13 protein-coding genes are annotated in these 12,411 nt (G+C 35.8%); 9 read left to right on the top strand and 4 right to left on the bottom strand.

Annotated elements, in window-relative coordinates; all coding sequences use genetic code 11:
• Both Q0A18_RS12290 and Q0A18_RS12295 read left to right on the top strand, forming a co-directional pair.
• Positions 1 to 269, top strand: a 269-nt coding sequence (locus Q0A18_RS12290) for a hypothetical protein (protein ID WP_292010442.1), incomplete at its 5' end; no start/stop codon positions are given.
• 37 nt (positions 270 to 306) lie between these two features.
• A complete protein-coding gene (locus Q0A18_RS12295) occupies positions 307 to 1,104 on the top strand; it encodes a hypothetical protein (protein ID WP_292010443.1) in 798 nt (265 codons plus the stop codon).
• On the opposite strand, the gene Q0A18_RS12300 is transcribed toward Q0A18_RS12295, so the two are convergent.
• The 3 genes from Q0A18_RS12300 to Q0A18_RS12310 all read right to left on the bottom strand — a co-directional run bounded on the left by Q0A18_RS12300 (position 1,034) and on the right by Q0A18_RS12310 (position 3,692).
• Positions 1,034 to 2,839: an endonuclease gene (locus Q0A18_RS12300; protein WP_292010444.1), complete on the bottom strand. Its 1,806-nt coding sequence runs from the start codon at positions 2,837 to 2,839 to the stop codon at positions 1,034 to 1,036. The genes Q0A18_RS12295 and Q0A18_RS12300 overlap by 71 nt on opposite strands.
• 143 nt (positions 2,840 to 2,982) lie before the next feature.
• Complete coding sequence (locus tag Q0A18_RS12305; RefSeq protein WP_292010445.1) at positions 2,983 to 3,510, bottom strand: DUF4136 domain-containing protein; 528 nt, start codon at positions 3,508 to 3,510, stop codon at positions 2,983 to 2,985.
• Complete coding sequence (locus tag Q0A18_RS12310; protein WP_292010446.1) at positions 3,507 to 3,692, bottom strand: DUF5522 domain-containing protein; 186 nt, start codon at positions 3,690 to 3,692, stop codon at positions 3,507 to 3,509. The genes Q0A18_RS12305 and Q0A18_RS12310 overlap by 4 nt, the downstream gene beginning before the upstream one ends.
• Positions 3,693 to 3,729: 37 nt before the next feature.
• Here Q0A18_RS12310 and Q0A18_RS12315 point away from each other — a divergent pair, with 37 nt between their 5' ends.
• The 7 genes from Q0A18_RS12315 (at position 3,730) to Q0A18_RS12345 (ending at position 11,101) form a co-directional block, all read left to right on the top strand.
• Positions 3,730 to 4,068 carry a hypothetical protein gene (locus Q0A18_RS12315; protein WP_292010447.1) on the top strand — a complete coding sequence of 113 codons (339 nt, stop codon included), beginning with the start codon at positions 3,730 to 3,732 and terminating at the stop codon, positions 4,066 to 4,068.
• A gap of 10 nt (positions 4,069 to 4,078) precedes the next feature.
• Complete coding sequence (locus Q0A18_RS12320; RefSeq protein ID WP_292010448.1) at positions 4,079 to 4,987, top strand: pyridoxal-phosphate dependent enzyme; 909 nt, start codon at positions 4,079 to 4,081, stop codon at positions 4,985 to 4,987.
• Positions 4,988 to 5,002: 15 nt separating this feature from the next.
• Positions 5,003 to 6,055, top strand: a complete 1,053-nt coding sequence (locus tag Q0A18_RS12325) for a glucosaminidase domain-containing protein (protein WP_292010449.1) — start codon at positions 5,003 to 5,005, stop codon at positions 6,053 to 6,055.
• A 48-nt stretch (positions 6,056 to 6,103) separates the two neighbouring features.
• Positions 6,104 to 7,387, top strand: a complete 1,284-nt coding sequence (gene hemL, locus Q0A18_RS12330) for a glutamate-1-semialdehyde 2,1-aminomutase (protein ID WP_292010450.1) — start codon at positions 6,104 to 6,106, stop codon at positions 7,385 to 7,387.
• Between the two features lie 152 nt (positions 7,388 to 7,539).
• Positions 7,540 to 8,871 (top strand): amidohydrolase, encoded by a 1,332-nt coding sequence (locus tag Q0A18_RS12335; protein WP_292010451.1) that lies wholly within the window; start codon positions 7,540 to 7,542, stop codon positions 8,869 to 8,871.
• A gap of 60 nt (positions 8,872 to 8,931) precedes the next feature.
• The gene (locus tag Q0A18_RS12340) at positions 8,932 to 9,783 is read left to right on the top strand and encodes a helix-turn-helix transcriptional regulator (RefSeq protein WP_292010452.1); all 852 of its coding nucleotides are present in this window, start codon (positions 8,932 to 8,934) and stop codon (positions 9,781 to 9,783) included.
• A gap of 79 nt (positions 9,784 to 9,862) precedes the next feature.
• Positions 9,863 to 11,101 (top strand): amidohydrolase, encoded by a 1,239-nt coding sequence (locus Q0A18_RS12345; RefSeq protein WP_292010453.1) that lies wholly within the window; start codon positions 9,863 to 9,865, stop codon positions 11,099 to 11,101.
• A gap of 91 nt (positions 11,102 to 11,192) precedes the next feature.
• Here the strand turns inward: Q0A18_RS12345 and Q0A18_RS12350 are convergent, their stop codons facing one another.
• Positions 11,193 to 12,398, bottom strand: coding sequence for a hypothetical protein (locus tag Q0A18_RS12350; RefSeq protein WP_292010454.1), 1,206 nt, complete (start codon positions 12,396 to 12,398; stop codon positions 11,193 to 11,195).
• Positions 12,399 to 12,411: the final 13 nt, after the last annotated feature.

Raw genomic sequence — 12,411 nt, forward strand, 5'->3', positions numbered from 1 at the left:
ATATTACTAGTAACAGCCCTCCACTTATCGGGGAGAAAATAAAAATTACAGATAATGCAGATAATGAAAGAGCTAATTCTTTACAGGTTGATTGGATAATGCTTATTTTAGGTTGTGTTTTTACTGGAATAAGTATCTTTATTGCTGTTTTAATTTCAACATATATCACTCATTATACAATGAAGAAAAGAGTGCTGCTCTCTTTAGGACTAGGGCTGATTATTAGTTTAATTAATGGAATGTGTATAGTGGTTTTAGTAAAAATATAAGATAAAAGAGTTAGTTATAATAGTCAAAATAATAATTATGAAAAAAATAAACCTCTTACTATTAGCTTTTGCAGTATTAATCAACATTGCCTGTGGTAATCGGCCTTTTGATCTATCCTCCGTTATTTTAGGAGATGATGCTAAAAAATATGATTTTGAAAACAAAAATATATTTTTAAAAGATGTCTCCGTAGTATCCGGCACAGAGGTTACCCAGTATTATGCAGATGAAAATAAAAATATGATGTACGGAAATATTCCGTTGGATCATACCGTGGGAACAAGAATTACGGTCTATAAAGGAAAAGTTGTAGCATTTGATACCAATGCTGAAGAAAAGTATTCATTAGAATTTATGGATAAAATCCTAAAGAAAAATGGGAAACCTATAACTTTTATAACGGATGAAGCAAACGTAAACCCCAAAATAGCTCAACAGGTTTTTGAAAAACTTAAGAAAATTACACCCAATGATGTCTCATGGAACCCGGAGGATAAAAATACTTTTATTTATCCCTATTCTTTTTTGTGGGATGATGGAAAAAACTACTCTATATTAAGTATTTCTATTGAGAATGACGGAAATATTCGAAACAGGTATTTATCAGTTACAAAAGAAGCCTATAGAAACAATATCGTTTATACTTTAAAGTATCCGGCTCCTAAAGAATCGCCCTGGTATAATTATATGATGTTAAAAATACTTAAAATAAAGGCTTCTCTTATGAAAAAGAGAAGCCTTTTTATTATATATGTTAATGAACTTACTTCACTACAAACTTCAAAGAAGAATGATCCAGTTTTAAAATATAAACACCCTGTAAAAGCGGGTTAATCTTGATTGAATTTCCTCTGTTGAAAGGTTGGTCAATAGTTTGCAAAACTTTTCCCTGCAGATTATAGATTTCGGCTTTCTTAATTCCTTCTGTGTTTCCTTTTACAAATATTTCTTGATTGGAAACAGGGTTTGGATAAATCTGTAAATCTGTAGTTTCAGGTTGTAATTCACTTGCAATGATGCTGTTGCTTTGTTTGGCAGCACTTGAATTACAGGTCCAGCTTAGATCATCGATAGCTACCCTGTTACTTGTTGAGGTATTAACTAGCTTTACGGTCACATTTCCTGAAATATTAATATTATTGATCGTTGTTGTTGTGGCTGTCGTACTATATGGGATGCTGCCTACTGTAACACCGTTTACCTGCAGATTAAAAGTTCCGTTACTTCCTGAGAACTTGAGTTGAGTTGTTACGGTTAGAGAGCTAATCCCATTAGCTGAAGAGCTTGATGTTAAAGATCCGTTTCTAACGGTAATAGCTTTATTACTTATAGTCTGGTCGGTTCTTGCATCAGTAGCGGTCCATGTAATCCCATTATTGGTCCATGTTCTGGTAGTATAGGAAGAAGTAGTTCCGGTACTTGGAATGTTCTCAAAATCTTCACTTACACAGCCTGTGGATGGAGTAGTGCTTCCTCCGGATTGAGTGGTTCCTGAAATAGTAGAACTGTTGGAAGAGCTGTTACCGGCGGCATCTTTAGCAACTACATAGAAACTGTAAGTTGTAGAAGAGCTAAGCCCGGTAATGGATGCGGAAGTTGAGCTTACCGTAGATTTAAGACTTCCGTTCATATAAACAAGGTAAGAAGTAACACCCACATTATCTGTTGCAGCATTCCAGCTTAAATTAATACTGTTTGAAGACGTTCCTGTAACATTTAATCCGGTCACAGTAGTTGGAGCCTGAGTGTCGTTAGAAGGCTGCTGAGAACCCCAGATAAGATCGACATAGTTAGGATTATCAATAAAAGGGTTTCTGTTTCCCTGATGAGTATAAGATGCATTATTTCTGTTAATTTCTGCTTGAGATACAGGATCCTGATTGTGCCATGCCAGTAAAGTATTCAGTTCCCAGGTCTGAAGTCCCGGATAGGCGGAGCCCCCTAACATATTTCCGGATGAAAAACCTGATAATTTACTTTCATAACGGGTAACAAAATAAAAAATCATACGGGCTACATCTCCTTTAAACTCATCGATTGGCTCAAAAACAGTACCTGAATAACCTGAAGAAGTTGAATTACCTAATTTTGAACCGTTTTGAGAAGTAAAAGTAGCACTCCCAACCTTTCCGAAGGGATAATTACTTCTCATTCCGTTTACTTTTCCATCGGTAGCTCTTATAAAATGAACATCCGAAACCATTGGGGAAGCTTCACTAAATAAGCTTTGAGGAACAATATGTTCGCGGTTATAGCAGTTGCCTTCTACAGAATAGGTCCCGCACTGGTTAGTTCCCGGTGTATACTTATATGGATCGGTTCCTGTTGGATTTTCTGAATAGATATCAAGAATAGAACCGTCATTTTCATAGTTCTTATCTATATCTGTGGTTTTGTAAGCTGTCCAGAGCCCGCTGTAACCTTTGTCCTGATGTCCATTGGTAATAATAGAACTTAATGCGGTTTTCAGGGGTGCTCCCGTAAGTCCGTTTGCGGCAGAGTAATAGCCGGTAGGAGCCTGAGCATGGGCAAGACTGGCCATCGTCAGGAAAAAGATGATTTTTTTCATATTAGTTAGAATTTTCAGTTGGTAAGATTACTATATTTTTTGGAATAGAAAATTACATAAATATTAATTTTAATCTATAATTTTTTTATAAAAAAATCCGGTTCAGATATCTGAAACGGATTCTATATAAAGTTAATTGATTATTATTTTCTTTGTGGAGGATAGTTAGCCATGATTTCAGCTAATATCTCCGGAATCTGCTTTTGCTTAGCTCGCGGAGAATCTACAGAAATTCCACTTCCGATACCCTGCCAAACCAGTTTATCCGTATGGGCATCGATAAGGTCTATGATAAGAGCTCCCTCATTATAATTGCTGGACCATGTTCTGCTCATGCCTAAACCCCATCCGAAGGGACCACCCCATCCGTACATTCCGTAAGGAGAGGTTGTATTGATGTCCGTTACTTTTTTATGGTTGGCTTTTACATTCACAATAAGATCCGGATTTTCTCCTGATGAAAGACCTTTGCTTTGTAGTTGCTTGGAAAGCTCATTTAAAACACGGTCCTTATCAATATCATTCAGTTTCAGGTCATCGATTCTTAATTTATACGTTTTATAAGAATTAAAATTAGCAGTGTCTGCATAATCTGAACGCACCTGGAAAGGGCTACAGGAAGTTAGTCCCAATGTAGCGGCGGCTAACAATATAAAAATATATTTCTTCATTTTTTATTTATTTTATTGTTTTTGATAAATGTGTCTGTTTTTTTATCATATCCGTAGGGACAATGCCTACAACCGCTTTTGCAGCAATAACCTCTCTTCAGATGGAACTTTTCGGTAAAAACTTTATACCCCTGTTCATTATAATAAAAGTCCTCATTCTCTTTGATTGGTATGTGGGTCATAGGTTAAATCTTAAACAAAAATTTTATATTTGTTATTATGATAATTGTGTGCCAAATATTTCTCAAAAATACAAAAATTAACGGCATTACGCTCTTTCCTTTTATTTTCTTAAGAAATTCTGAAGATAGAAGAAATAAAGTACTGATTAATCATGAGAAAATTCATCTCCGCCAGCAAATGGAATTATTGGTGGTATTCTTCTATATTGCCTATATTGCAGAATATTATTATTGGTTATTCAGATTAAAGGATCCTTACCAAGCCTATAAATCTATTTCATTTGAAAGAGAAGCCTATGAAAAGGAAAATGATCTGAAATATCTTAAAAAAAGAAAAATATGGAGTTTTTGGAAATATTATTCCAAAATAAAATGATACTGAAACAATGTTTTTGACAATTCCTTCCCAGCCTGTTCCTATCCAGGAAATCCCTCTGGATAAAAATATAAAGTTATTCATCAAAAGAGAAGACCTGATTCATCCTCTTATTTCCGGCAATAAATATTGGAAGCTCTTTTATAATATTAATAAATATCTTGAGCAAAACCCCAAAAATCCCTTTCTTATCACTTTTGGAGGTGCTTTTTCCAATCATATTGCTGCGGTTGCTGCATTAGGAAAGTTAGCCGGAATTTCTACATTAGGAATCATAAGAGGTGAGGAGCTGATCAGTAAGTGGAAGGATAATCCTACCTTATTATTTGCTTCAAGGAATAAGATGAACCTTAAATTTATAACCAGAGAAGAATACAGAAATAAAGAAAAACTAACAGAATTTTTGCAGCATGAATTTCCGGAAGCGTTGGTTATTCCGGAAGGAGGAACCAATCAGGATGCAGTAGAAGGAGTGAAAATGATGTTAAATGATGATACAAAAGATTTTGATTATCTTTGCACCGCCGTTGGAACAGGAGGGACGATTGCCGGAATTTCTAAACATTGTGAAGAGTATCAGAAAGTTATAGGAATTAAGGCTGTTGAAGATTCTTCGCTTGAAGATAAGATCTTTGGATTAACTTTAAAGAGAAATTTTAATCTAATAGATTCGGGATTGGGAGGATACGGGAAAATAAAAGATGAGAATGTTCTTTTTATTAATAACTTTAAAGAGAAATATGATATCCCTTTAGATCCTGTTTATACAGGGAAAATGATGCAGAAAGTTTTTGAATTGATAGACGAAGGTTATTTTCCTGAGAAAAGTAGAATTTTGTGCTTTCATACTGGAGGATTACAGGGTATAGAAGGGGCTAATATGCTTTTAATACAACAAAAGAGAGAAATAATTATATAAGTAAAATTGAAAAACATGAAAAGACTTTTTTTGCTTACAAGCCTTTTAGTTTTATCAAAATTTTCAGCTCAGACTTGGGCTACTGATGATCAATATATTCAGAGATTTGCACAATATGCAGTGGAAGAGATGGAAAAATATAAAATTCCGGCTTCCATTACATTAGCTCAGGGGCTTCTGGAAACAGGAGGAGGGCAAAGCAGACTTGCTCAGCAGGGAAACAACCACTTCGGAATTAAATGTAAAGAAGACTGGACCGGAAAAACTATGAAACATACCGATGATGCTCCTAATGAGTGTTTTCGTGTATATGATGACCCGAGACAATCCTATGAAGATCATTCCATATTCCTGGCTACCAGAAAGTATTACACCAATCTTTTCAATCTGGATATGAAAGATTACAAAGCCTGGGCTCATGGTCTTAAAAAAGCGGGTTATGCTACCAATCCACGCTATGCATCTATTCTTATCGGAAAAATTGAAAGGTATAGACTATACGAATTTGATAATACCAATACCCAAGAGGTTTTATATGCTGTTCTTAAAATGTATCCTGATCTTAAGGATGACAGAAGCTTTATGGCTAAACTGGAACCTTCAAAATCAGCTAAAAAAGAACCAGTAACCGTTACTGTTCCTTATAAGCAGACTTCGTATGCCCAACAACAGAAAAGGGTAGAGAAGATTAAAACTAAAGCCGAATCTTTAAATTCCATGCTGGTGAAGAATCATCCTAATGAAGGATTAAAATATGTTGTGATCCCTGAAGATACCAATGTAAGATTTATTGCCAATAAGTTTGGAGTAAGCGAAAGTAAGCTGATGAAGTGGAATGAGTTAGGAAATACATCTTTAAAGAAAAATGATATTGTTTTCCTTGAATCTAAAAACTCTACAGGAAATACAGCTACGTATAAAGCGGAAGCAGGAGAAGATATGCATGATATTGCTCAGAAGTTCGGTATAAAATTGAATAAGTTATATGCCAAAAATAGAATGGATGAAGGCCAAAAGCCATCTGCAGGGCAGCTCATCTATCTTATCGATAAAAAACCCAGAAATTAAAATATAAATAATAATAGTGCGCCGTAAGGCGCATTTGTTTGATGTGATATGAGATACCAAAGAAGTTCAGCTTTATTTGATGAAGCTTATCAATACATTCCGGGAGGGGTGAACTCTCCGGTTAGGGCATTTAAATCAGTAGGAGGAGTCCCTATTTTTATGAAATCTGCAAAAGGTGCTTACCTTACAGATGAAGATAACAATACCTATCTCGATTATATTAATTCGTGGGGACCTGCTATTTTAGGACATACTCATCCGGAAGTTCTTGAAGAACTGAAAGGTCAGGCGGAAAAAGGATTTTCTTTCGGAGCTCCGACAGAACTGGAAACTGAAATTGCAAAATTCATTATCAATAATGTTCCGAATATAGATCAGATTAGAATGGTTTCTTCAGGGACAGAAGCTTGTATGAGTGCTATAAGACTGGCCAGGGGATTTACGGGAAGAGATAAAATTGTAAAATTTGAAGGTTGTTATCACGGGCATTCCGATTCTTTCCTTATTAAAGCAGGAAGCGGTGCTGCAACATTCGGAAACCCAAATTCTCCAGGAGTTACACAGGGAACAGCAAAAGATACATTATTGGCCCGTTACAATGATATAGAACAGGTAGAAGATCTTTTCCGTCATAACCAGGGAGAGATTGCTGCGGTTATTATTGAGCCTGTAGCCGGAAATATGGGATGTGTACTTCCTGAAAATAATTTTTTGCAAAACCTAAGAAAGATATGTGATGAAAACGGAGCTTTACTTATTTTTGATGAAGTAATGACAGGTTTCAGATTAGCTTTTGGAGGTGCTCAGGAAACTTTTGGAATTAAAGCGGATTTGGTGACCTATGGAAAAGTAATTGGTGGAGGTCTTCCTGTAGGTGCTTTTGCCGGACGTAATGAAATCATGGATCACCTGGCTCCAAAAGGAGGAGTGTATCAGGCGGGAACGCTAAGTGGAAATCCTTTAGCGATGAGAGCCGGTTTAAAAACACTTCAGATTATTAAAAATGATGCAGATTTCTTCAATAGAATCAATAAAACAGCAGAAACTCTAGATTTTGAAATAGGAAAAATTTTAAATGAAAAAGGAATTGCCCATAAAATCAACAGAAAAGGATCTATGATGTCTATTTTCTTCCACACAAACAGGGTTTCCAATTTTGATGAAGCTCAGGAAGCCAATCATGCTTTATTCAATAATTTTTTCCATCAGATGCTGACCAATGGAATTTATCTTCCGCCAAGTGGTTATGAAACTTATTTTATCAGTGATGCTATCAAAGATAAAGAAATTGATATGACGCTGGAAGCTGTGAGGAAATTTGAATATTCTTAACATATTTACAGCATAAAAAAAGACAGGATAGAGCGGAAAGTTTTATCCTGTCTTTTTATATTAGGCTAGTCCGATAAATCATACAGATATTGTTATAAACCATACAATATATCAGTAAGACTTATTTCTAATTTTGTAGAAAGAGCTTTACAATGAATACTTCCACTTCAATATCACGCAAAGATTTTCTTAAAAATTCGGCATTGGCTATGGCTGGGATCACATTTGTTCCCGGAATGATGGCTGCCGGGTCTAGTGGGACGTTAAATAATTCTTCAATGAATAAAAAACAGATTTTTAAAAATGTCCTCTTAGAAACCGGTTTCGAATATGAGGATGGTGAAGTAATTAGAACTCATACAGAATTGTTTTGTGTAGAAGTTGAAAATGGAAAAATCACGCGAATTTCACCTAATAATTCAAACATACAGGCTATTGATGCCAAAGGTTTGCTGATGCTTCCTGCTTTTAAAGATATGCACATTCATCTGGATAAAACATTCTATGGTGATCAATGGCAGGCAATCAGAAGAAGGTCAGGAGGGGTAAAGGGAATGATTGCTCTGGAGCAGAAAATACTGCCGGAAATGTTAAAGAATTCAACATTCAAAGCTGAGAAAATGATTGAATTACTGCAGGCTAAGGGTACAAGTTTTGCACGCAGCCACGTAAATATAGAACCTACCTCAAAACTGGACTCTTTAAAAAATCTCCAGAAAGCTTTGGAAAATAAAAAAGAGAGTTTTGGTACGGAGCTGGTTGCTTTTCCTCAACATGGTGTTTTTTATACAGATTCTGTTCCGTATTTGAAAGAAGCAGCTCAGATGGATATAGATTTTATAGGTGGAGTAGATCCTTATACTATTGACGGAGCGATTGAAAAAACAATTGACTTTACGTTACAGCTGGCTCTGGATCATCAAAAAGGAATTGATATTCATTTACATGAAACAGGAGAATCGGGACTTAAGACCGTAGAATATTTAATTGAAAAAGTAAATGAAAATCCCTTATTGAAAGGTAAAACATACCTGAGTCATTGTTTTGTTCTGGGAAAATTGGATAAAACCAAACAGGAAGAAATAGCAGAGAAACTAGGAAATGCGGATATAGGTATTGTTTCTACAATTCCTTTTGGAAATTTAATAATGCCTATTCCTGTTTTATATAAATATAATGTCAATGTAATGACGGGAAATGACAGCATTATAGACCATTGGAATACTTTTGGAACAGGAAGTGTACTTCAAAAAGCTAATCTAATGGCACAATTATACGGATATTCGACTGAGCTCATGCTTTCCCGAAGTTTAAAGCTTGCTACAGCAAACGTTCTTCCTTTAGATGACCAAGGGAATAAACAATGGCCCAAATCAGGAGATGATGCTAATTTTGTACTGGTTAATGCCAGTTGTTCAGCAGAAGCTGTTTCCAGGATTTCATCCGTAGAATCCTTAATTCATCAGGGAAATATTATATTTTAAATAGATCTTTTCCTTTATTCTCAAGGAAATTATTTATTTTAGGATGGTAATAATGAGAATATGAATGATCGGTCAGATTATTTTCCGGTTTTAGGAATTCAGGAGTTTGCTGAACAAGCTTCCTCGGGATGTAATCTTCTGTTTAATGATCTTAGTGGAGAGCGCGTAATCGAAGATCCACACAAACATGATTTTTTTATTATTAATCTTTTTGAGAAAGGAAAAGGAACCCATTACATTGATTTTAAAGAATATTCTATAGAAGATCGTCAGGTTCATTTGCTCTTTCCTGATCAGGTTCACCGATGGGAAATTGGAAAAGAAACGGTAGGATATCAGCTTATGATCAGCCGTGAATGGTTTGAGAGTTTTTTACCTTCGCTGAGGTTCTCAGCCTCTTATTATCATATTCATCCGGTATTTACCTTAACCGAAGAAACTTATCGGCAATTATGGTATGAATTTCAGTGTATTCAGGATGAATTAAAAAAGAAAAATCTTTTCTGGAGACTGATTCAAACGAGAAGTGAGCTGATTGGGTTATTAATAAGCCGATCAGTGGAAGGGGCTTTCAAAGATTTTGAAGTGTATAATTCGAATCCGGTTTTATCAAAATTTTTTTCTTTGATTGATGAGTATTTTAAAGAAGACCGCTCTGTTTCATTTTATGCAGAAAAGCTTACTATTTCGGCTAATTATTTAAATATTATCTGTAAGAAAAATCTTCATGTTTCAGCTTCTTCTCTTATTCAGGATAGAATTCTACTGGAGGCAAAGCGTTTATTAAAAGTTTCTGAAATGTCTGTGAAAGACATAGTCTATGAATTGGGATTTTATGATCACGCCAGTTTTTCTAAATTCTTTAAAGCTCAGACAGGTATGACACCCTCACAGTTTAAAGAACAGCAATAATCCATACAACATACCGGATAATTTGTACACCCTTTTTGAATAGCAGGATGGTAATTTTGTGGTATTAAATAATTACGATATGAAATTCCCCTATACTTTTCTTGCCTCTGGAAATTATAACTTAAAAAATGTACGTCTGGAAACCGGTTTTGAATATGAGGATGGCGATGTTATCAGAACTAGAACCGATTTATTTTCAGTGGAAATTGAGAATGGTAAGATCAAAATGATTACAGAAAACCGGGAATCTGCAAATGCTATTGATGCAAAAGGTTTATTAATGCTTCCTGCTTTTAAAGATATGCATATCCATTTGGATAAAACCTTATACGGATTGCCATGGCAGGCACTTTCTCCTAAAAGAAGAACTGTAAAGGATATGATCGCTTATGAACAGGAGATTATTCCTAATCTTCTTATGACTTCTGTAGAGCGAGCGGAACAATTGATCAGTTTATTGCAGAATTATGGAACTCATTATGCAAGGGCCCATTTTAATATTGATCCTACTTCAGAACTGAAATCTCTGGAACATCTTGAGCAGGCACTTAAAAATAAACAGCAATCATTCAAAGCAGAATTAGTTGCCTTTCCACAGCATGGATTGTTTTATACGGATTCAGTTCCCCTAATGAAAGAAGCAGCCCGGTTTGAAAGCGTAGGTTTTATTGGAGGGCTGGATCCTTACAGTATTGACGGAAGTATTGAGAAACCGATGGATGTAACTGTTCAGCTGGCATTAGATCATCAAAAAGGAATTGATATTCATTTACATGAAGTAGGTGAATCCGGAATAGGAACCATCAATTATCTTATTGATAAGGTTATTGAAAATCCTCAGCTTCAGGGAAAAACATATATAAGCCATGCTTTTGCCTTAGCCCATCTATCACCAAGGGAAACCGAAGAAATAGCAGAAAAACTGGGTGCTTCCGGAATAGGTATTGCTTCATCGGTTCCGTTCAGGGGAACTGTAATGCCGATTCCTGTATTGAAAAAATATGGAGTACGGGTGATCATCGGTAATGATAATGTACAGGATTATTGGAGTACTTTCGGAACAGGAAATATGTTGCAGAAATCCAATCTGATTGCTGAACTTTATGGGTATAAAACAGAATACGCTCTTTCCAGAACACTCGAATTTGCTACACAAAGTATCCTTCCTTTAGATGATCAGGGTAATCAGCAGTGGCCAAAGACAGGAGATAAAGCAGATATAGTCATGGTAGATGCTTCCTGTTCAGCAGAAGCTGTTTCGAGAATGTCTTATGTGGAAGCTCTGATAAATAGTGGAAATCTGTTTTGGAAGAAATAAATCATTTCCCTACTAAAATTTAAAACCGCTGTAATAATTATTTCAATTATTACAGCGGCTATTTGATATGAAGAAACTAATTACTTTATTTTTAGTTCATAGCATCTGTAGTGTCAAAGCTTGTAAGCCCTGTCCAGCCTTTTGCCCAGTCTGGTAATGCGGTTCCGCTTCCAGCTCCTGTTGCGGTAGCACTGATTGTAAATACAGAAGATAGATCCGGTGCAGGCGCTTTAGTTTTCCATTGAGTTGCTACATTTACAAATCTGATATTAGTAATATAAGATCCTCCTGTAAACCAAGTGTAAGTTCTGTCAGTTTCGAAATCTAAACCTGTGGAATAGTTAGCAATAACAATATTGTCAAACTTACCTTGAGAACCTGCTCTGATTTTTAATCCCTGAGATTCAGAACCAGCAGCATTTCCTAAGAAAGTAGCATTGGTAATGGTAGGATTGGAAGCTCCATTTCCATTCGTCGTATTAGGATCTGTATCTTGTGTATCTGCTTCGATTCCTCTGTTTCCAGGTTCAGCAGCATTTTGATATTGTTTTTTTCTGGCGGCATATAAATAGCTTACGGTTCCGTTATATCCTTCTGTCCAGTCGAAAGAATCATCACCTACACCTGTAATAACAAGGTGGTCTAAATTAGGGCTACCTCCGAAACATTCGATACCATCATCAGCACCGTCAGTTACATATACATAGGAAATGCTTGTTCCTTTACCTACTCCGAATAATGAAAGTCCGTTAAATTCTTTTTCAGGATTGTATTTAAACCCACTGTCTTTAATAATTAAGTATTGGATAGATCCTGAATTATCATTGCTGTTAGTACCTCCATATACAAGATCTCCTAATTCTGAAGTAGACGTTCCTGAAGCACTTCTGTTGGAAGGAGCATTCCCTAATACTACGATACCTCCCCAATGTCCTTGTTTGTGCTGTGTTCCTTCAAATGTTACAGGGTTTGAAGCCGTACCATTGATGAAAATTTTACCACCACGATTAACGATTAAATAAGTTGCTCCTTCTGAGGCTGTAACTCTTGTTCCTGCAGGAATAATAAGGGTTGCTCCATTTTCAACCAATAGTCTTCCCGTAAGATTGTATGTCTTTGTTGGGTCTAAAGTTACTGTAGTTCCGGCAGTGATTGTACCTTGGAAATTGTTAGGATCTACAGTTGATGGATTACTAACTGCTTCATCATCATCAGAACTGCTACAAGATAATGCTACTGATGAAACGGTTGCTACCAATGAAAAACAAAGAATAGCTCTTAAGATTGTTTTTTTCATAACTCTTAGATTA

Source organism: Chryseobacterium sp. (assembly GCF_022712095.1).
In the GTDB taxonomy this organism is placed as follows: Bacteria; Bacteroidota; Bacteroidia; order Flavobacteriales; family Weeksellaceae; genus Chryseobacterium.

Bases quoted from the DNA above. Each gene is read 5' to 3' on its own strand.
- Q0A18_RS12345 (WP_292010453.1), top strand. From the start codon at position 9,863: ATGAAATTCCCCTATACTTTTCTTGCCTCTGGAAATTATAACTTAAAA.
- Q0A18_RS12325 (WP_292010449.1), top strand. From the start codon at position 5,003: ATGAAAAGACTTTTTTTGCTTACAAGCCTTTTAGTTTTATCAAAATTT.
- Q0A18_RS12300 (WP_292010444.1), bottom strand. From the start codon at position 2,839: ATGAAAAAAATCATCTTTTTCCTGACGATGGCCAGTCTTGCCCATGCT.
- Q0A18_RS12335 (WP_292010451.1), top strand. From the start codon at position 7,540: ATGAATACTTCCACTTCAATATCACGCAAAGATTTTCTTAAAAATTCG.
- Q0A18_RS12305 (WP_292010445.1), bottom strand. From the start codon at position 3,510: ATGAAGAAATATATTTTTATATTGTTAGCCGCCGCTACATTGGGACTA.
- Q0A18_RS12350 (WP_292010454.1), bottom strand. From the start codon at position 12,398: ATGAAAAAAACAATCTTAAGAGCTATTCTTTGTTTTTCATTGGTAGCA.
- hemL (WP_292010450.1), top strand. From the start codon at position 6,104: ATGAGATACCAAAGAAGTTCAGCTTTATTTGATGAAGCTTATCAATAC.
- Q0A18_RS12320 (WP_292010448.1), top strand. From the start codon at position 4,079: ATGTTTTTGACAATTCCTTCCCAGCCTGTTCCTATCCAGGAAATCCCT.
- Q0A18_RS12315 (WP_292010447.1), top strand. From the start codon at position 3,730: ATGATAATTGTGTGCCAAATATTTCTCAAAAATACAAAAATTAACGGC.
- Q0A18_RS12340 (WP_292010452.1), top strand. From the start codon at position 8,932: ATGAATGATCGGTCAGATTATTTTCCGGTTTTAGGAATTCAGGAGTTT.
- Q0A18_RS12310 (WP_292010446.1), bottom strand. From the start codon at position 3,692: ATGACCCACATACCAATCAAAGAGAATGAGGACTTTTATTATAATGAA.
- Q0A18_RS12295 (WP_292010443.1), top strand. From the start codon at position 307: ATGAAAAAAATAAACCTCTTACTATTAGCTTTTGCAGTATTAATCAAC.